This window comes from Alkalimarinus coralli (assembly GCF_023650515.1).
Taxonomy (GTDB): domain Bacteria; phylum Pseudomonadota; class Gammaproteobacteria; order Pseudomonadales; family Oleiphilaceae; genus Alkalimarinus; species Alkalimarinus coralli.
In genome coordinates this window covers 4,028,080-4,048,301 of record NZ_CP096016.1, presented here as the reverse complement: position 1 = coordinate 4,048,301, position 20,222 = coordinate 4,028,080, and the positions used below count along the sequence as shown (strand labels likewise).

17 protein-coding genes are annotated in these 20,222 nt (G+C 48.1%); 7 read left to right on the top strand and 10 right to left on the bottom strand.

Annotated elements, in window-relative coordinates; all coding sequences use genetic code 11:
- The first annotated feature begins 54 nt into the window (after positions 1-54).
- On the top strand, positions 55-597 hold the full coding sequence (locus MY523_RS18155; RefSeq protein WP_250656093.1) for a gamma carbonic anhydrase family protein: 543 nt from the start codon (positions 55-57) through the stop codon (positions 595-597).
- Positions 598-692: 95 nt separating this feature from the next.
- Here the strand turns inward: MY523_RS18155 and MY523_RS18150 are convergent, their stop codons facing one another.
- From MY523_RS18150 to MY523_RS18115, 8 genes are all read right to left on the bottom strand, one after another.
- Positions 693-995, bottom strand: a complete 303-nt coding sequence (locus MY523_RS18150) for a PA4642 family protein (protein ID WP_250656092.1) — start codon at positions 993-995, stop codon at positions 693-695.
- Between the two features lie 94 nt (positions 996-1,089).
- Positions 1,090-1,935, bottom strand: coding sequence for a flagellar motor protein MotB (locus MY523_RS18145; protein WP_250656091.1), 846 nt, complete (start codon positions 1,933-1,935; stop codon positions 1,090-1,092).
- 19 nt (positions 1,936-1,954) lie between these two features.
- A complete protein-coding gene (locus MY523_RS18140) occupies positions 1,955-2,722 on the bottom strand; it encodes a motility protein A (RefSeq protein ID WP_250656090.1) in 768 nt (255 codons plus the stop codon).
- 297 nt (positions 2,723-3,019) lie between these two features.
- Positions 3,020-3,853, bottom strand: a complete 834-nt coding sequence (gene aroE, locus MY523_RS18135; RefSeq protein WP_250656089.1) for a shikimate dehydrogenase — start codon at positions 3,851-3,853, stop codon at positions 3,020-3,022.
- A gap of 4 nt (positions 3,854-3,857) precedes the next feature.
- Positions 3,858-4,775, bottom strand: coding sequence for an oxygen-dependent coproporphyrinogen oxidase (gene hemF, locus MY523_RS18130; RefSeq protein WP_250656088.1), 918 nt, complete (start codon positions 4,773-4,775; stop codon positions 3,858-3,860).
- A 189-nt stretch (positions 4,776-4,964) separates the two neighbouring features.
- Positions 4,965-5,534, bottom strand: coding sequence for an L-threonylcarbamoyladenylate synthase type 1 TsaC (tsaC, locus tag MY523_RS18125; RefSeq protein ID WP_250656087.1), 570 nt, complete (start codon positions 5,532-5,534; stop codon positions 4,965-4,967).
- A 31-nt stretch (positions 5,535-5,565) separates the two neighbouring features.
- The gene (gene dprA, locus MY523_RS18120) at positions 5,566-6,948 is read right to left on the bottom strand and encodes a DNA-processing protein DprA (RefSeq protein WP_250656086.1); all 1,383 of its coding nucleotides are present in this window, start codon (positions 6,946-6,948) and stop codon (positions 5,566-5,568) included.
- A gap of 84 nt (positions 6,949-7,032) precedes the next feature.
- Positions 7,033-8,061, bottom strand: coding sequence for a LysM peptidoglycan-binding domain-containing protein (locus MY523_RS18115; protein ID WP_250656085.1), 1,029 nt, complete (start codon positions 8,059-8,061; stop codon positions 7,033-7,035).
- A gap of 355 nt (positions 8,062-8,416) precedes the next feature.
- Here MY523_RS18115 and def point away from each other — a divergent pair, with 355 nt between their 5' ends.
- The 5 genes from def (at position 8,417) to MY523_RS18090 (ending at position 14,342) form a co-directional block, all read left to right on the top strand.
- Entirely contained in the window at positions 8,417-8,923 is a 507-nt protein-coding gene (def, locus tag MY523_RS18110) for a peptide deformylase (RefSeq protein WP_250656084.1), read from the top strand.
- 159 nt (positions 8,924-9,082) lie between these two features.
- Positions 9,083-10,075, top strand: coding sequence for a methionyl-tRNA formyltransferase (gene fmt / locus MY523_RS18105; protein ID WP_250656083.1), 993 nt, complete (start codon positions 9,083-9,085; stop codon positions 10,073-10,075).
- Between the two features lies 1 nt (position 10,076).
- A complete protein-coding gene (gene rsmB, locus MY523_RS18100) occupies positions 10,077-11,444 on the top strand; it encodes a 16S rRNA (cytosine(967)-C(5))-methyltransferase RsmB (protein WP_250656082.1) in 1,368 nt (455 codons plus the stop codon).
- A 6-nt stretch (positions 11,445-11,450) separates the two neighbouring features.
- A complete protein-coding gene (gene trkA, locus MY523_RS18095; protein WP_250656081.1) occupies positions 11,451-12,824 on the top strand; it encodes a Trk system potassium transporter TrkA in 1,374 nt (457 codons plus the stop codon).
- Between the two features lie 69 nt (positions 12,825-12,893).
- Positions 12,894-14,342 carry a TrkH family potassium uptake protein gene (locus MY523_RS18090; protein ID WP_250656080.1) on the top strand — a complete coding sequence of 483 codons (1,449 nt, stop codon included), beginning with the start codon at positions 12,894-12,896 and terminating at the stop codon, positions 14,340-14,342.
- Positions 14,343-14,521: 179 nt separating this feature from the next.
- Here the strand turns inward: MY523_RS18090 and MY523_RS18085 are convergent, their stop codons facing one another.
- Positions 14,522-15,145, bottom strand: a complete 624-nt coding sequence (locus MY523_RS18085; protein WP_250656079.1) for a hypothetical protein — start codon at positions 15,143-15,145, stop codon at positions 14,522-14,524.
- A 137-nt stretch (positions 15,146-15,282) separates the two neighbouring features.
- Positions 15,283-16,182: a lysophospholipid acyltransferase family protein gene (locus tag MY523_RS18080; RefSeq protein WP_250656078.1), complete on the bottom strand. Its 900-nt coding sequence runs from the start codon at positions 16,180-16,182 to the stop codon at positions 15,283-15,285.
- Between the two features lie 295 nt (positions 16,183-16,477).
- Between MY523_RS18080 and MY523_RS18075 the strand changes: the two genes are divergently transcribed.
- Positions 16,478-20,212, top strand: coding sequence for a response regulator (locus MY523_RS18075; protein WP_250656077.1), 3,735 nt, complete (start codon positions 16,478-16,480; stop codon positions 20,210-20,212).
- Positions 20,213-20,222: the final 10 nt, after the last annotated feature.

Sequence of the window (20,222 nt, the reverse complement as noted above, 5' to 3'; positions counted from 1 at the left end):
AAATTCGCTGATAAGCTAACAGGCTGTTTATTCAAGTATAGTGGAGCGAAACAAATGTCGGCAATTAGATCGTATCAAGGCACAAGACCCCAGCTCGGAGCCCGCGTATTTATTGACCCAACCGCAGTGGTATTAGGTGATGTGGCGTTAGGCGATGATTGTTCGGTCTGGCCGATGACAACCATCAGGGGAGATATGCATCGCATCCGTATTGGCAATCGTTGCAGTGTCCAGGATGGTTCAGTGCTTCATATTACCCATGCCGGCCCATATAACCCTGACGGGTTCCCCCTTATTATTGGCGACGATGTCACCATAGGCCACAAGGCACTGCTTCATGGCTGCACGCTGAAAGACCGTATTTTGATAGGGATGGGGGCTATTGTGATGGACGGTGCCACCATCGAATCAGACGTCATACTGGCAGCGGGGAGTATCGTTCCGCCGGGCAAAACACTGAAAAGCGGGTACTTGTATCGCGGTTCACCAGCCAGAGAAGCCAGACCGCTTACAGAAGAGGAAATCAGCTATTTTACCTATACTGCCGGGAATTACGTAAAACTAAAGGATAAGCATATTGCGGAGAATTACGAGTAAGTAAGCACTTACTTTTATCGGGCGCAGGGCACCCTCCTACAGGTTCTCTCAAGCTTTGTAGGAGGGTGCCCCGCGCCCGATAGATCTTGCAAAAATTAACTGCTTTTCTGGGCCCCGGCTTTTATAAGAGATTCCGCATAAGCCGCTGAGTTTCCATGCTGTGAAACCAGATCAAGAATCGTTTTACCCTCTAAATCGGTGGCGTTGATATCACGGCCTTCTTCAACAAAAAACGTCACAAACCGAGCAAAGTCAAACGCCACCATATATTGGTAGGCTTTGCTCAACACATGATAGTCAGGGTTGGTTTCGTCTACCGGTTGCAGCGCTAAAAACGTCTTGACGCGCTCATCACTCCAATCTTCATCTACAGTTTTTGGCTGACTTGGACCGCTCATAATAAATCCTTAAAACATCAATAAAATTAAATCAGGGGGAATTATTCAAATAAACGGGCAGTATAGCAAGTTACGATAGCCGCAGAGAGGCTAATCAGAACTGAAAAGTATTTTCGTCACATTCCGGGTTGGAGATCTTTATTTCAACTCGCCGGTTTTTTGAGCGGTTTTCAGGGGTGTCATTGCTAACCAAAGGGTGGGTTTCAGCATGCCCGGCAGCCATCACTCGATTGGCATCTATTTTTTGCTCCAACACTAGCTGATGAACCACGCTAACCGCCCTGGCGGCAGAAAGATCCCAGTTTGAACGAAATCGGCCACTGGTGATAGGCTGATTATCAGTATACCCAGATACGGTAATATCACCCTCACAACGTGCCAATGCAGAAACTATTTTGTTTATGATGGGCAGCATTCCTTCTTTAAGCTCATCGCTACCCGAATTAAAGGAGGCTTCTGACGAAAAGCGTACGATCACCTTTTCGGTATCAAAACTAACATCAAGCGCATTGGATAAAATCTCATTTTCAAGCTTTTGCACCAGCTCTTCAGCTAACCCTTCCAACCCGGCATCAACCGTGATAGTCGTCGGTTGACTGGCTACTTCATCAACAACAGTGGGAGGCTCAGGGCTGGTAGGTTCTGGCGTCATAGGCTCAGATATTTTATCGACGATGGTCTCCTTATCCGCAGTGGGAGGAGGAACGACGTCACTATCGATCAATGTCAGCTGTCCGCCGGTACGCTCTCCTTGTATCCAGCTAACGCCGAACGACACCGCCATAGATGCGGCAATCGCTTTGTACTTTTCAGTATCCATCGAGGAAAATGAGAGCAGTAGAATAAAAAAGGTAAGTAGCAGCGTCATTAAATCTGCAAACGTGACAATCCAGCCGGTCCCCGTCTTTTTCTTGCTTTTTTTCTGCCCTAGCGCTCTCATTATGCATCGGCTCCCTGGGCTAGTCTCGCTTTACAACGAGCTCACGCTGTGAGGGATGCACATACGCCGTCAGTACTTCAGAGAGCACTCTAGGGTTCTGGCCTTTTAGGATACTTTGAATACTGGTAATAATTAGCGACATGTTTCGATGTTCGTCCATCGCTTTGAGCTCTAGTTTATCAGCCAGTGGAATGGCCATCATCTGGGCAATAAAAGCACCATAGAATGTCGTCAGTAGCGCCACGGCCATCGCCGGGCCAATCGTGCTTGGGTCTTCCATATCGTTGAGCATCTGAACCAGGCCGATCAGAGTACCCAACATGCCAAGCCCTGGAGCCGTTTCGGCAATGCCTCGAAAAACCTTTTCAGCGACTTCATAACGCTCTACAGACTGTTCTACTTCCTGAATCAAGACTTCTTCAACAAACTCCGGGGGGTGCCCGTCAACACAAAGATTAATACTCTTTTTAAGGAAGCTATTTTCAACCTCAAAACTCTCCAGGCCCAAAATGCCATCTTTGCGCACCACCGCCGCCAAGTCACGAACCTGCTGAATCAGCACTAAAGGATCTTCCGTCCGCTCCAGAAAAGTCGTTTTAAACGCGAGCCCAAATGATTTTATAACCGAAGAGACTCTAAATTTGATAAACGTGGCGCCCATCGTGCCACCAATCACAATGCCCAAACCGGGTAGATTAATAAAATCCCAGAGTGATGAGCCTGCCGTAATGGCTAAAATGACAATGCTTGAACCAGAAAGAAGCCCAATGAGGGTGGCTATATCCATAATAATTACAGGTCAGTATATTTAATTAGCTTTAAAGGTTATTGTTCTTAAGTCCCTTAAGGTTTCAGCTCTTAAGGCCACACGTCTTATAGTCATCGCTCTTAAGATCGTTATTCTCAAATCATCGTAAAAACCGTTTTGCTGCGGTATGACTCAGATATATAACGCAGAATTGAGTATCGTTGTATTGAACTCTATTCAGCATAGGCCAAAAAGCGGAGAGAGGCCGTTACTTTTTGTGTATCGGCCAGAGGGAGATTTTCTTAATCCAGATTATTGAGACGCCTTACTCAAGGTTTAATCAAACGCTCTCAACATTTCCAGTATTGGCCGGGTATCAACCCTGACCTTGCGCCAGATATAGAATGACTCGGCTGCCTGTTCCACCAGCATCCCCAAACCATCATAGGTCGAGTGAGCCCCCAACGATGACGCCCACTGGTTAAAAATGGTTTGTTCCGGCGCATACATCATGTCGTAAGCGACGGTGGAACAACTAATAATGCAATCAGGCAAGGGGGGCAAATCGCCCTGCAAACTTGCAGAGGTGCCATTAATGATAATATCAAACGCGTCACTGAGCTCATCAAAGCCACACGCCTGAAGTTCTCCGTGCCCGGCAAAAAGCGCTTTAAGCTGCTCGGCTTTCGCAACAGTACGGTTGGCAACAGTAACAGAGCCAGGGCTTTCTTCCAGTATTGGCAAAAGCACGCCTCTAACCGCGCCTCCAGCCCCTAAAACCAGTATCCGCTTTCCTTTCAGGCTGACCTGATGGTTAACCATCAAATCGCGAACAAGGCCAACCCCATCGGTGTTTTCACCACACAGGTCACCATGTTGGTTTTGATAAAGGGTATTTACAGCACCGGCCAGTTTCGCTCGCTCACTCAGTTCGGCGCATAGCGACCAGGCTTGCTCTTTAAACGGCACCGTAACATTGAGCCCCTTTCCACCGTTACTAAAAAACGACTTTACCATTGCCTCAAAACCATCTATCGGCGCTTGAATGGCGCTGTATTCGATGGTTTCTTGAGTTTGCACAGCAAACTCGCCGTGAATCTTGGGCGATTTGCTGTGGTGTATAGGGTTGCCAACGACGGCATATTGATCAATTTTGGCATTTGAACCCATCTTGTTATGCCTCCGCCAACCAGTCTCGCCCGGTTAAATAGTAATCAAGCAAACGCGCCTCGTCAGAGTTTGGCTCAGCCTGCCAGTTATACTCCCACTTAACCAATGGCGGCAGAGACATCAATATTGATTCAACTCGCCCACCAGATTGCAGCCCAAACAAGGTGCCGCGGTCAAATACCAAATTGAATTCTACATAGCGGCCACGGCGATATAACTGGAAATCTCGCTCGCGGGCACCATATGGCGTATCTTTTCTTCGAGACACTATTGGCAAATAGGCCTGCAAGTAGCTATCACCAATTGCACGAACGAACTCAAAACAACGATCAAAACCGCCCGTATTCAGATCATCAAAGAATAAACCACCAACACCACGAGGCTCATCCCGGTGTTTTAAATAAAAATAACGATCACACCAACTCTTATAGTCTGAGTAGACATCATCACCAAAAGGCTTACAGGCATCACGAGCAACGGTGTGCCAATGAATGCAATCCTCATCAAAGCCATAGTAGGGCGTTAAGTCGTAGCCACCACCAAACCACCAAATAGGCTCTTCACCCTCTTTTTCTGCAATAAACAATCGAACATTGGCATGAGAGGTCGGCACATACGGGTTTTCAGGGTGCATAACCAATGAGACGCCTAACGCCTGAAAGCTACGCCCGGCAAGTTCTGGACGGGAAGCCGATGCTGATGGAGGTAACTCTGCCCCCATAACATGAGAGAAGTTAACACCGCCTTTTTCAAAGTGGTGGCCATTGGTCATCACCCGTGTTCGACCACCGCCGCCTTCTTCCCTTTTCCACTCTTCTTCAAAAAACTGGCCTTTACCGTCTTCTTGCTCAATACCTTCACAAATTCGGTCTTGAAGCTCAAGAAAGTACGCTTTTACTGCATTTATATCAGGTGCCGTCACTACTATTCTCCATATCAATCAGCACGATTGCTGTGGCCATATTGCTTAATTTATACAAACCTTACGCTTAATTGGTATTCCTGTTAACCAGGAATTGCCTACCCAGATCAATTTACCGACAAACTCTTTGTCAAAGCCTGCTTTATTGCGTCCTGATTTACCTCTTCAGGCTTCCTCTCTCATGGCTGCTTAGGGCCTTATAACTTGCCCTGTATTCAGCGATCTAATTCGGGAGGGTTGTTGTTCGCCGCCGGTCGATCCGGGCACGATGTAGTCTAATTGGCGACCAAAATACTGGTGAATTCTAAGGGAGTTCATCGCGGGTTCAGAGCCCGCCGGGTTAGCCGAAGTGGAGACAATTGGGCGACCAAACAGCGCTGTAACATTTTTAATAAGTAAATGCTTACTTACCCTAACCGCCACAGTATCATGCTCACCTTTTATCCACTGAGGGATTGTATGGTGTGTATCCGGGACCAGCCAGGTATTAGGGCCAGGCCAACTTTCCGAAAGGGTTTGCCGTTCGGTATTCGATAGCGGCGACAGCAGGAAATCAAGCTGGCTCATCTGGCCGCATGCCAAAATAAGCCCTTTGCTCATTGCCCTGGATTTAAGTTCCAGCAAGCGTTGCACCGCAGTTCTGTTCCAGGGATCGCAGCCAAGACCCCATACAGCCTCGGTAGGATAGGCAATAATGCCTCCCGCTTTGAGGGCCTCAACTGCTCGTTTAATATGCCAGGGATGTGTAAATGTACTCATAGCGGCACAGTAACTCAGTGTGCCTGCGGGATCAAGCGGTGATCCCTTCTCTTACTTTTTGAACACCACCGGGAACGGATTGAACAACCCCTTTCAGCTCTAAAGACATAAACAAGATCGAGACCTCTTCAACAGACAGCTCAGATCGTTCTACCGCCAGATCAACCGAAACAACATCGTAGCCCAGTAATTTCAACAGCTCCCGCTCGGCATCGGTCAAATCAAGTTCATCATTGCCAGCAACGTTACCTGCAACATTACCTGCAACATCGCTACAGCGCCCATCTGCCCCGTTTTCAACAGTTCCTTCGTCAATATGTTCACCTTCATCAATACGTCTGCCTTCATCAATGCACTCGCCAGTACCATGATGATTGGCAAAAAGGTCATTGGTTATAGGCAGTTGTTCAACCTCTGCGCTGTTTATTGTTGATTGGTGGGCGGCATCACTGCGAATAAGCTGATGAAACGCCAGCAGACTACTGAGTTCTTCAAAAATATCATCGGCACTTTCAACCAATTTGGCGCCTTGGCGAAGCAATTGATGACAACCTCGTGCCATTGGGTTGTGTATTGACCCAGGAATTGCGTACACCTCACGACCCTGGTCAAGAGCGCAGTGAGCGGTGATAAGTGATCCACTTCTTGGGCTCGCTTCAGCAACCAGAACCCCCAGTGAAAGCGCACTGATAATTCTATTCCGCCTTGGAAAGTTAGAAGGTTGAGGTTTTGTACCCAGAGGGAGTTCTGAAACGATAACCCCTTGCTCCATTATCGCTTCAGATAGCGCTCTATGCCTCGCCGGATAAACAATATCAGCCCCTGTACCTACCACGGCGATAGTGTGTCCTCCGCCATCAATCGCTCCTTTGTGGGCAACACCATCAACCCCCAGCGCCATTCCGCTGGTCACGGCTAACCCTACGTTCACAATAGCTTTGGCAAACCGGTAGGCGTTCTCTTTGCCATCTATGGATGGATTCCGGCTACCCACGATAGCCAATTGAGGTTCAGACAATAACGCTCGCCTGCCCCTTACATAAAGTACAGGGGGCGGCATATCAATATGTTTAAGCAGAGGCGGGTAATCAAGATCTTCAAGCAAGACAATATCGTTCCCCGGGGTGGCAGCCCAGTCCAGATCCTTCTTCACTCGGCAGCCGATCTGCGAAGCAAGCCCGCTATGTGCGTACTCATCTAACAAACGAACGGATTCGGCTTTAATACCTGCTGCAGAGATTAGCTTTCTGTCTCCGGTGATAACTGCTTCAGCGGAACCAAACCATTCAACCAGTTTGTGGTAGCGAGTAGCACCCACTCCTGGCGTGTGAAATAGCGCCAGACATGAAAGTACAGCATTTGAAGGGGACTGTTGGAACGATTCAGAAAGTGGTAACGAACGGGAACATGACATGTGATCATCCTTGACCTGTAAGATTTAGGAATTAAGTAACCAAGGGAGCATATATCCTTACAGCTCCCTGTTTAGCATTATACCTTATGGGTTGCGAACTTCATCCATAAGGGAGAGTGGACGCAGCGCTCTAAGCACCAGCCCATAACTCATTTTTTCAAATGTACGGAATACCATCAATACCCCAGCGCGATCAGCTGGAAGTTCAATTTTTTCCTTGGTGTAAGGGTCTTGCACGATACCGCCTTTCTTATAAACAGCCAGTACATTACCCTCTTTAACGCCATCACGCTCGCCTTTGTTAATAACCACAACGGCATATTGACCAATTTGGCTAACGCCGTTTACCACATCAATCATGTAGCCATTTACTTCGCCTTCTGGCTCGCTTGGGTAAAACATGGAGTTTATCGTGCGGTCATCTGTTGGCAGTAAGCGGTCACCTTGCAGAATTTCAGAGTTTGATCGCTGAACACCCAGCGTAACCACCTCACCATTTACCGCTTTTACTTTGGCTTTAGCAATAGACTTGGCTTCCAACCCCAAAAACTCATTGGTTTCCGGATCGACATAGGTTTTATTGCTACGGAAGATGCCCATTGACTTGTACTCGCCCACATCGCCACGGGCAAACAGGTCATCCCCCGCACCGGTTAGCAAATGCTCACCTTTACCAATTAATACATAAGGGGCTGCATTCAGCTCTTCGCGATCAACAATTCGAGATTCATTCAGAAACTGGCTAATTGCATCAAGCGGGATAGCAGGAATTGCCGTCGTTAACGGTGTCGCTCGTGCTTTAGGGCTAAGCTTTATAACACCACCATTTGGGTTACGTTTAATCGTGGTCACCTTAGGCAGACCTTTGATATAGACAAGCCCCAACACGTCACCGGGGTAGATCAGATGAGGGTTCTCAATCTGAGGGTTCGCGTGCCAGATCTCAGGCCATAACCAGGGGCTATCGAGAAAACGTGACGAAATACCCCACAGGGTATCACCCTTTACAACAGTATATTGATCCGGATGGCCGGATTTAAGCTCTGGCTGCGCCATGGCTACCTGCATGCCCAACATCAGCATAGCCGATAGGCCTAACAACAGTTTTCTCATGATCGAGATCCCTTACTAAGCAAGATATAATTGATAATCTGAGTAGTAGCCAGCAGTAACGTTTACTATTGGCACCTCAGTCTGCGCTGAAAAGCAGCATAGGCTTGTCGCACAGGCGTTGGTTAATATTATTTTTGATAATAGTCTGTATCTTAACCACAAATACGTTAACGCCAAAAACAGCGCCCAAAAAACCCAAAATCATACAAACCTAACTACAACTATAGAAGATCCTAGGATAATTTGTACTATTACTCTGTCTAATGGATAATAGTAGCAGGCATATCGTGACTTGTAACACTCTTTGGCTAAAAAGAATCGTTACAAATTGTTTAAGAGTTCGGCATAACTATCTATGGCTAAACTAGAAATTCTTGAGTTCCCAGATCCAAGGCTGCGTAAAGTTGCAGCGCCCGTTACTTGTGTTGATGATGAGGTGCGCCGCATTATCGATGACATGTTTGAAACCATGTACGATGCTCCCGGCATTGGGCTCGCCGCCACGCAAGTAAATATTCATAAGCGGATTGTTGTCATTGATATTTCTGAAGAGAAAAATCAACCAATGGTCTTTATCAACCCTGAGGTCACCGTACTTGAGGGCGAGCCCCACTCTATGCAGGAAGGCTGCCTCTCGGTTCCAGGGTTCTACGAAGACGTTACTCGCGTTGATCATGCGCTGGTTAAAGCACTTGACCGTGATGGCAACGAGTTTGAGCTAGAGGTTAATGAACTGCTGGCGGTTTGCATTCAACACGAGTTGGATCACCTCGACGGTAAGTTATTTGTCGACTATCTAAGCCCTTTAAAGCGTAACCGCATTCGCAAAAAACTGGAAAAGCTCCACCGAATGGGGGCTTAATCAAAAATGAGTCAAGGAGGTTAAGCCTGAAGGCCTAGCCTCCTTTTTGTTTTACTAGAGACCTTTGCGCAATGTTATGGGCAACGATCTCTATAAACCTAATACCGTGTTTTAGACCCCAGCAGCGATAAGCGCTGCGAATAAGGAGCAAACCCGCCCGTGGCAGATGTTTCCCCTCTTCGTGCAGATACCTCATCACTTCGTATAATTTTCGCCGGTACCCCAGACTTTGCGGCATCAGCGCTCGCCGCCTTGATCGCCAAAGGGTATAACATTGTTGCCACCTACACTCAGCCTGACCGGCCCGCAGGCCGTGGCAAGAAGCTGCATAAGAGCCCAGTTAAAGAGCTGGCAGAGCAGCACAATATTCCTGTATACCAGCCGCTTAATTTTAAAGATGATGCCGACCGGCAAGCACTCAAGGCGCTGGACGCAGACCTGATGATCGTCGCAGCCTATGGCATTATTTTACCCAAAGCAGTGCTTGATACCCCAAAACGTGGTTGCATTAATATCCACGCGTCACTGCTTCCCCGCTGGCGGGGCGCGGCCCCGATTCAACGCGCTATTCAAACTGGTGATAGCGAAACAGGCATTACCATTATGCAGATGGATGAAGGCCTCGATACTGGCAACATGTTGTGGGTAAAAAAGACCCCTATTACGCAAGATGATAATGGCGGTTCACTGCATGACCGCCTTGCCGACCTGGGTGCCGAAGCAATGCTTGAAGCACTGGAAAGGTTAGACAGTAGCGAGCTGCAAAATGAACAGCAAAATGACCAGCAAGCCTGCTATGCACATAAATTATCCAAAACTGATGCCCAGATTGACTGGTCTCAAGACGCAAAGTCCATTCAGCTGACCATTCGCGCCTTTAACCCATGGCCGGTCGCGTACAGCGTCGAAGCTGGAGAGCGTATCCGGATATTCGAAGCTTCACTCGTTGAAAGCACGGGCAGCCAGATACCAGGAACCGTGATTAGCAAATCTCGGGATGGGGTCGTTATTGCCTGCGGCGAAGGAGCAATCAACATCACGAAGTTACAACTCCCCGGCGCTAAAGCAATGTCGGTAAGCGACTTCGTAAACGGTGGGAAAGCCATGCTCGAAGTCGGTACAGTGCTAACAAGCGCCGGAGCTCACTCCTAACATGGCAAAGAAACCAGCTAAAAAGCGATATCTAAAACGAAAAGTTGCGCTTGTAGAGACCTCAAACCTGCGAGCCATCGCCGCTCAGGTTGTGCATCAGGTCAGTCATGAGCAGAAGTCTCTCAGCAGCCTGCTGCCACCGGCTCTGGAAAAAGTAGCTGCCAGTGACAAAGCGCTGCTGCAAGAGTTATGTTTTGGTACCTGCCGCTGGTATCACAAACTTGATGCGATAAAAAACAGCTTAATGGTGCAACCCTTGGGGCACCTCGATATTGTCGTCAACTCCGTTATATTGGTCGGTATCTATCAGCTATTAGAGATGCGAATTCCACCCCATGCCGCCATTTACGAGACGGTAGAAGCCACCGAAGCACTGGGCTTTTTCCGCCTGAAGGGCGTGGTTAACGGCATACTCCGCAACGTGGAGCGCGAAGAGCATTGGCCTGAAGAGTTAATTGATACAGATTCTGAAGCATCGCTGCTGTATGAGTACAGCCACCCCCGCTGGCTGATCGACAAACTATCCAACAACTGGCCTGATCAATGGCCAGAGATTCTCGCCAATAACAACCTTCGCCCTCCCATGACGCTCCGCGTTAATACGCTCAAGATTTCACGCACGGACTACCTGGAAAAGCTGAGTCAAGCCGATATCGAAGCCAAAGCAACACCTTATGCACCTTCTGGCATCACCTTGGAACACCCCATTGACGTGAACAGGCTTCCTAACTTTGAAGAGGGGTTTGTCAGTGTTCAGGATGAAGCAGCCCAGCTTTGCTGTGAACTGCTCGATGCCCCCAAAAACGCTCGAATTCTTGACACCTGTGCGGCTCCAGGCGGAAAAACCTGCGCTATACTTGAAAGGTTTCCAGATGCCGATGTTACCGCCGTTGAGGTCGATTCAGACAGAACTGAGCGCATCAACCAAAACCTTGAGCGAATGGGCTTATCTGCAAACGTCATTACAGGGGACGCCTCCGACCCGGAGAGCTGGTGGGATAACACACTATTTGACCGAATACTGCTGGACGCCCCTTGTAGCGCAACCGGCGTGATCAGGCGGCACCCGGATATCAAGCTGCTGCGGCAGGAGAATGACATCGTTCCGCTGGCAAATATACAGTTATCAATTCTGCAGGCATCCTGGAAAATGCTAAAACCGGGTGGAAAACTGGTTTACGCAACCTGCTCCGTTTTTTCGCAGGAAAACAGCCGAATCATTGAGCGCTTTATCAGCAAACAGTCTGATGCAGCACTCATCCCCATTGAAGCAGAGTGGGGAACAACCACACCATTTGGCCGACAGCTTTTCCCTCAAGCTGAAGGTCATGATGGCTTTTTTTACGCTTGTTTGAAGAAGTCGGATTAAGCGGGTATGAAGATTATTATTCTAGGTGCCGGTCAAGTGGGCGGCACGCTGGCAGAAAACCTGGCGAGTGAAGCCAACGATATAACCGTTGTAGACCACAACGCAGAGCGGCTGAGGCAACTTCAGGATCGGCTGGATATCAGAACCACCCAGGGCATGGGTTCTTATCCCAATATACTGAAACAAGCCGGCGCTGAAGATGCAGATATGCTCATTGCCGTAACCAATAGTGATGAGGTTAATATGGTTGCCTGCCAGGTGGCCCACACGCTATTCAGAACCCCCACCAAGATTAGTCGTGTTCGTGCTATTCCATACCTGTTAAAACAAGACCTGTTTGGTTCAGATGCCTTTCCGATTGACGTACTGATCAGCCCCGAACAGGTTGTCACCAACCATATAACCCGGCTGATTGAGTACCCGGGCGCACTTCAGGTGACCGACTTTTCAAAAGGACTGGTTCGACTGGTGGCCATCAGAGCCAGCAAAGGTGGCCCGCTAGTGGGCCACGAGCTCGCTTATCTTCGCCAGCATATGCCCAACATCGATACTCGGGTGGCTGCTATTTTCAGAAAAGACAGCCCGATAACACCGGATGGCACTACCGTTATTGAAGACGGTGACGAAGTGTTTTTTATCGCCTCAACCAACCACATTCGTTCCGTTATGAGTGAGCTACAGCCGCTTGAAAAGCCTTATAAACGAATCATGGTTGCGGGCGGCGGCAACATTGGTCATCGCTTGGCGGAGAAGCTCGAAAGCAAGCATCAGGTCAAGATCATTGAACACAACAGCAAGCGCTGCATAGAGTTATCCGAATCACTTAACAAGACCATCGTCCTGCAAGGTAACGCCGCCAACAAAGAGATGCTGCTTGAGGAAAATATCGAAGACACCGATGTATTTTGCGCTGTCACGAACGATGACGAAGCCAATATCATGGCTTCAATGCTGGCCAAGCGGTTAGGCGCAAGAAAGGTAATGACACTGATCAGCAATGCGGACTACGTAGACCTGATCCAGGGGCGGGAAATAGATATTGCGATTTCTCCCCAGCAAACGACTATCGGCAGCCTGCTAACGCATGTGAGGCGAGGCGATGTGGTTAACGTTCACTCTTTGAGGCGCGGCGCAGCAGAAGCGATAGAGGCAATTGCGCACGGCGACCACCGGTCATCAAAAGTGGTCGGTAGACGGCTGGACGAAATCCCGTTACCCGAAGGAACCACGATCGGGGCCATTGTCCGGCATAACGAAGTACTCATCGCCCATGACCATATTCGGGTACAGCCGGATGACCATGTTATTCTATTTTTGGTTGATAAAAGCCGGGTCAGGGAAGTTGAGAAACTGTTCCAGGTCGGGCTGACGTTTTTCTAGGGCCGTTAATGCATCGCCAACCCATGACAACAAGAACCCATCTATAGCGCAGGGAATCCGCAAGACGATATGCATATTTCAATCATTTGCCGCATTTTAGGTATTTTATTGATGCTGTTTAGCATCACAATGCTGCCTCCCATTGTTGTATCGCTGATTTATGATGACGGCCAGCTGACCCCTTTTGTCGATGCCTTTGGCCTGATTTTGTGTATTGGCGCTCTGGTCTGGTTCCCGGTTAGAAACAAGAAAGAAGACCTTCGGGTAAGAGACGGCTTTGTTATCACTGTACTATTCTGGCTAGTGCTGAGCCTGAGCGGCTCAATACCGCTCTATGTCAGTGACAACCCATCGATGTCTTTTGTCGATGCCTATTTTGAGTCGCTTTCAGGCTTAACCACCACCGGTGCAACCGTTATTACCGGCATTGATGACTTGCCGCAGTCTATTCTTTGGTACAGGCAGCAACTGCAGTGGCTGGGAGGTATGGGTATTATCGTACTAGCGGTCGCTATTCTCCCGATGCTCGGCATTGGTGGCATGCAGCTTTACCGGGCAGAAACCCCAGGTCCGGTAAAAGACAACAAACTCACCCCCCGAATAACCGAGACCGCCAAAGCACTTTGGTATATCTACCTCGGCCTCACAACCCTTTGTGGCATAGGGTATTGGCTGGCAGGGATGAGCGTTTTTGATGCGATAACCCATAGTTTCTCAACCATCGCCATCGGTGGATTTTCAACTCATGACGACAGTATCGGCTATTTTGACAGCACCGCCATTGAACTCATCGCCATTGTATTTATGTTCTTATCCGGCATTAATTACGCGCTGCATTTCTTTTCCTGGCGGCAGCGATCAATTTTTGTCTATCTAAAAGACCCCGAGTTTCAGTTCTATGCTTTAGTTGTTGGTGGAGTCAGCATCATTACCGTCTCAGTGCTTCTAGCGACTGAAACCTATGAAATCACTGAAGCCATCACCAGCGGTTTATTTGAAGTGGTTTCGATTGCCACCACCACGGGTTTTGCAACGGCAGACTTTGCTAACTGGCCATTGGTACTGCCCTTCCTGCTATTTGTGGTCGCCTTTATTGGTGGCTGTGCGGGTTCAACTGGTGGCGGAATGAAAGTTATACGAATTCTGCTGATATACAAACAGGGGCTGCGGGAGGTGAAACGACTCATTCACCCCAACGCCATTATCCCGGTAAAACTGGGCAGAAAACCCGTTCCTGATCGCGTAATCGAAGCGGTCTGGGGGTTTTTCTCGGTATACATGTTTATGTTTGTCTTTATGCTGATTATTCTGCTGGCAACGGGGCTCGATCAGGTTACAGCCTGGTCTGCGGTAGGGGCTTGCATCAATAATCTGGGGCCAGGGCTTGGCGATGTGGCTTATCATTACGGCGACTTAAACAGCACTGCAAAGTGGGTGTTATGTTTTGCCATGCTACTGGGGCGGCTTGAAGTATTTACTTTACTGCTACTATTTACACCCGCATTTTGGCGGCATTAAGGACTGTCTAACGTTAAAAAGGGTGGTTAATACCGGAAAGAGCCTCATAGTCTTGATGAAAGGAGGCACAACTGGATTCAGGGTTTATTTTCAGTGACGTCTCTTGATTCCGCTGCGCTTTATCAAGGCTACAATCAACAGTACACTCTATTAACAACTCACTCTATTAACAGCTCGCTCTATTTTTTACTGCCAGTAAATTTCTTAATATCGCCTAACAATCGTTCTGCAAAGCTGCCGATTTCATCTTTAGCTTTCTGTACCGCCGATGTTTCCTTCTCACTTGGCTCTTCAGTACTTTCAGCTCGTTCAGCCTTTTTCGTCTTTGTTGATGTATCTGACTGCTGCTGGTAAACAGGCAACGACGCTTTCATGGCTTTCTTAGCTTCGGAGTCTGACGCCAGGCCATACCACTCGGCAACTTTCTCGACCGCCATCTCGAAGGCTTTTTCGAACCCGTGCACATCAATAGATAAGGTTGTACGCCTTATCTCGTCTTCCCAGGGGATATTAATCCGTAACTCAAATACCTCGGTCGGGTTGCGCCCTTTTCGCCTGACGATAATTCTGCGAACCCCTCTAATACGGCCATCAGGCCGCATATGAAACTCTTTCGTGTAGGCTTGTGCGGTGTAGTAGGCTTTCTGCCGCTGTGCTAACTTTTCATCAATCGCTTTTGCCTTGCTATATGCAGCCTTGCGACTTCGCTTAATGCGCACATATTCCTGGTACTCAGTCCCTCCCCATGCCCTAAAAACTCGGTAATAGGGTAGGTCGCCATATTTATGATCATAAATCGCCATAACGAGTCACATCACACGCTTGATTAGTCAAAAAGAGGGTAGAAAAGTGCAGGATGCTTTTCAGCCTGACCCAAATAGAGAGACTTCCTGCCAATTTCTAACCGAGAGTTAATAACAGTTTAGTGTATTTTTCAAAACTACCAAACTCGACCTTTATCATAATGATGATTTTCGCCAGGACGGCGACGCTTAAAGCGTTTATATTCCCACTGATACTGTTCCGGGATGTCTCGCACACAAGATTCAACACTACGATTAAGTGCTGATATTGAGGTAATCAGGTCATCGGAGGCGATCTCATTATCCGCCTCTTTAATCACTATTTTAAAACCATCACCATTTGGCAACCGCTGAGCATAAGTGCACAGCACTGTCGCCCCGGTTTTTTCAACCAGCTTGGAGACCAGTTTCATGGTGTTGGCTTCAACGCCAAAAAATGGCGCAAACTCACCGCCGCTAAAAGGGGGCTCCTGATCTGGCAGAATACCGACTACCCCACCGGAACGTAATATTTTAAATAACCGTAACACACCACGCTTGTCTGTTGGAACCAGCTCGGAACCGACTCGCCCTCGCACCTTTGACATATACTCTTCAAGCTCTTTTACCTTGGGAGGGCGATAGAGCGCAGCCATATTAAACATTGAAGAAAAATATAACCCTGCCAGCTCCCAGTTCCCCAGGTGTGGGGCCAGCAACAGAATACCTTTTTCTTGTTCAATCGCTTCATCAATTAGCGACGTCCCTTCAACTTCCCTGATCATTTCAAGACATTTTTCGACCGGCCACTCCCATGCCATGCCTACCTCAATCGCCGTTTTGCAGGTCTCCTGAAGACTTCTTTTGAGTAGCGTTTCTCGCTCTCTCTCAGAGAGCTCTGGATAACAAAGCTTAAGATTAATATCGCTTACTCGTACAGGGTCCAACTTTAACAACCAGAGCAGTCGCCCTAAAAAACCGCCCACTTTTTGGGCCGTTCTCAACCTCATACGTGCCATTAATTTAATGGCGAAAATAACCCACCGCGCCTTATTCAAAACGAGCCTCTACAATCAATAGTTTATCTTAACTACCCAGATAATTTGCCTAAACCACACCGTTGCGCAAAGCTTAGCGTAACCAACCAATTAAAAATAGCCTGACACTCAGGCATTTAAAGAGATATTTTTCGAACCAATTATTGAAACAAACTCAGTATAAGCTAGTCTTAATAAGCACTGTTCTCGCTTATCAAGAAGCCAATTCACCAGGGTTAGGCACCAGAACTCAACCCATATAATAGAGCTAAACATAGCAGAGTCATCTCACATTTTAGCAATGAAGCATGTCGCAATGAGTACCGCAAAGTCCAAATCAACATCCCTTGGCAATCAGTTAACATTCTGGTTCCTGTTACTGTCACTGCTGCCGTTAGCACTGGTCGCGTGGATTAGTTATCAACAGGCAAACTCCAGCCTGACCCAAGCCGCATCAGAAGAACTGGAGTTATCGGCAAAGCTTAACGTCAGTTTCATTCAGACCTGGTTCTCTTACCGTTTTGCAGACCTGCACACTCATGCAGAGAATAACGACAATACGGAACTATTGGAGCGACTTACAGAGGGGCTAAGGCAGAGTGGCCAGCTTCCGCACCGTTATGTAAAAAGTAATGACTGGCTGAGTTTAGTTGAAAGCAGCCGTAACGAGTTAATCAACCTGAGCGAACACTATAACTATATTTATGATCTGTTTTTAATCGATTCAGAGGGCAACATACTCTACACCGTCGCCAAAGAGTCGGACTTGGGCGGTAACCTGTTTAGTGGCCCACTCGGCAATACACTATTCGCGAAAAGCGTCAAAAAATCGCTAATATCAGGGCAGGCGCAGTTTTCGGATCTGGAGCACTACTTGCCATCAAATAACGCAATTAGTGGCTTCCTGACGGCCCCAATGAAGAATGAATCTGGTCAGACTATTGGGGTGTTTGCTATTCAAATAAAGCTTAACCAGATTTTTGAGTTACTTCATAACGAGACATCCAGCAACGTTAAGCACTACCTTGTTGGCCAAGATGGGCTGCTCAGAACCCCTATCTCCAATAACCAGGCCGAGGTCTTAACCAAGTCCATCGCCAGTATTCAATACCAAGCATGGCGCAACAAGGATTCCAGTCAAAACCAGTCTCAAGAGAGCATATCGGTCAGCGCGCCCGAAGGCAGTGCATTCAGCTATTTAGGAGCCGGTGGTAAACACGTCATTGGGCTGCGCAATACCGTCAATATTGCCAACACCCAATGGCTATTGATCAGCGAGGTAAACCAGGATATTGCACTCTCTGATGCGCGCTGGCTCGGACAAGTGGTCACACTACTGGTGTTTTTGACAGGTTTGGTGGTCATTATCATCGCCATATACCAGTCACGCCGGATTACCCGCCCCATCACAAAGCTTGCCAAGGCCAGTATGGCCGTTGCAGAAGGCGAAAAAGAGCAACAGGTAGAGGTGGGTGTCAATAACGAAATAGGTCGCTTGGCTGAAGCCTTCAATCATATGCTAACCATGCGCAAGCTGCATGAGCAGGAACTGGAAAAGAGCCACCAAGAGTCTCAGCAGGCGCTGGCTAATCTTGCCGATCAACGATTTGCGCTTGATCAACATGCAATCGTTACGATCACAGATGTAGATGGCATCATTACCTATGCCAATGAGAACTTTGCCAAAATAAGTGGCTACTCAGTTGATGAGTTAATTGGCCAAACCCATCAGGTTGTGAATTCAGGTTTTCACGACAACGACTTTTTCAAAGATATTTACGACACCATTACCCGCGGCCAAGTATGGCATGGAGAGATATGCAACAAGTCTAAACAGGGCGATTTGTATTGGGTCGACTCAACAATCGTCCCTTTTATGGGACAACATGATAAACCGCAGAGTTATATCGCCATTCGTACCGATATCACCAAGCGGAAAGAGACCCAGGCAACACTGTTAGAAGCAAAAAACGCGGCGGAAGCTGCCGTTGAGGCAAAGGGCGAATTCCTGGCCAGTATGAGTCATGAAATTCGAACCCCGATGAATGGGGTTCTGGGTATGCTTGGGCTACTGATCAATAGCGACCTGTCAGATAAACAACGCCACAAGGTTTTACTTGCGCAATCCAGCGCCCAATCCTTGCTTGCCCTTATTAATGATATATTGGATTTCTCAAAGGTTGATGCGGGCAAAATTGAACTGGAGCTTATGGACTTCAACTTGCGAGCATTACTTGGAGACTTCGCAGAAGCCATGGCTTTAAAGGCTCAGGAAAAAAATATCGAACTGGTTCTGGATATCACCAATATCGACCAATCATCTATCAAGGGCGACCCGGGGCGCTTGCGGCAAATTCTCACCAATATCGTAGGCAATGCGATTAAATTTACAGAGTCAGGCGAGGTTATTATCGCAGCAGGCATCAAAGAAACTGCCAGCAACAAAGCTACTTTTTATTGTTCGATTCAAGATACAGGGATAGGTATCCCTGCCAACAAACGGGCAACACTGTTCGACCCATTCACCCAGGTCGATGCCTCGACAACCCGAAAGTATGGCGGTACAGGTCTGGGTCTATCGATCGTTAAAAAGCTCTGCGAGCTAATGGGTGGAAGTATCTCTGTTTCCAGTCAACCGGGCAAAGGCTCCCATTTTGAATTCACGCTCACCTTCGAGACCAGCGAACACTCTGTAGTGGTCAAGCCACCCACCGATATAACAAACCTGAATATCCTGGTGGTTGATGACAATAATAGCAACCGGAATGTGCTGGTTGAGCAACTGAAGCACTGGGGAGCCAATGTGGTTTCAGCAGAGAGTGGGAAGGCCGCTTTAGACTACCTGAATAAGCAATACCAGCAACCAGGCCAACACAAAATTGATATTGCATTGATAGATATGCAGATGCCGGAAATGAGCGGCAAGGCACTGGGAAAAGCGATACGCAGCAACACTTGCTTTGATGCGATAAAGCTCGTGATGATGACATCAATGGGCCACAGAGGCGACACTCAGTACTTTGCTAATCTGGGGTTCTGCGCCAGCTTCCCAAAACCAACCACGACCTCAGACCTGTTTAATGCCCTCACTGTTGCGACAGGCGACATATATTCAAATCAGCCCCCAAAATCCCAAATCGTCCAGCAATACTTGGATGCTACCGGTGACTGTCAGGCATCAACAACATCAGGCAAGGAGTCCGACCAGATTAAGTGGCCAAGCAACACCCGTCTGTTACTGGTCGAAGACAATCATGTGAATCAACAGGTCGCGTTAGGTGTGCTGGATAATATCGGCCTTACTGCGGATGTTGCGGGTGACGGCATAGAAGCACTGTATTCACTGAACGATGCCCCCGAAGAGAACCCATACACACTGGTATTGATGGATTGCCAGATGCCAGAAATGGACGGTTACGAAGCAAGTCAAAATATCAGGGCTGGAAAAGCGGGAGAGCGAAATCAATCTATCCCCATTATCGCCATGACAGCCAATGCAATGAAAGGCGACAAAGAGAAGTGCCTCAGCGCGGGCATGAGCGATTACCTCAGTAAGCCGGTTGAGCCCGATGACCTCTATTCGATGATGGAGAAGTGGTTAGTCAGGCCAGCTGAAGAAGAATTGCCCGCAACACACGCCGGAGATGCAACAACATCACTGTCAGATACCGGGCATCAGCCGGATGAACAGGCTCATCAAGAGACTTCAGAGAGGGAGGTATGGGATAGAACCTCTGCGCTAAAGCGAGTTGGCGGGAAAGAGAAACGACTCGATAAATTACTCAGCCTTTTTCTCAGTGATACCTCAAATAGAGTGCTAGAGTTACATCAGAACGTTAAAGAAAAAGACAGTGAAAAAGTCCGGGTTCTAGCCCATACCATAAAGGGAAGTGCAGCCAACATTAGCGCACTGCAATTACAACAAATCGCAGGTGAGCTGGAAGCAGCAGCGCAGGACGCAAACTTATCTCGCTTTGATGCACTCAGCATGCAACTCAGTCAGGCATTTGAATCACTTAAAGAGTGCCTGTCGCAGCACGAAACAAACTAGGAGAAAGGCC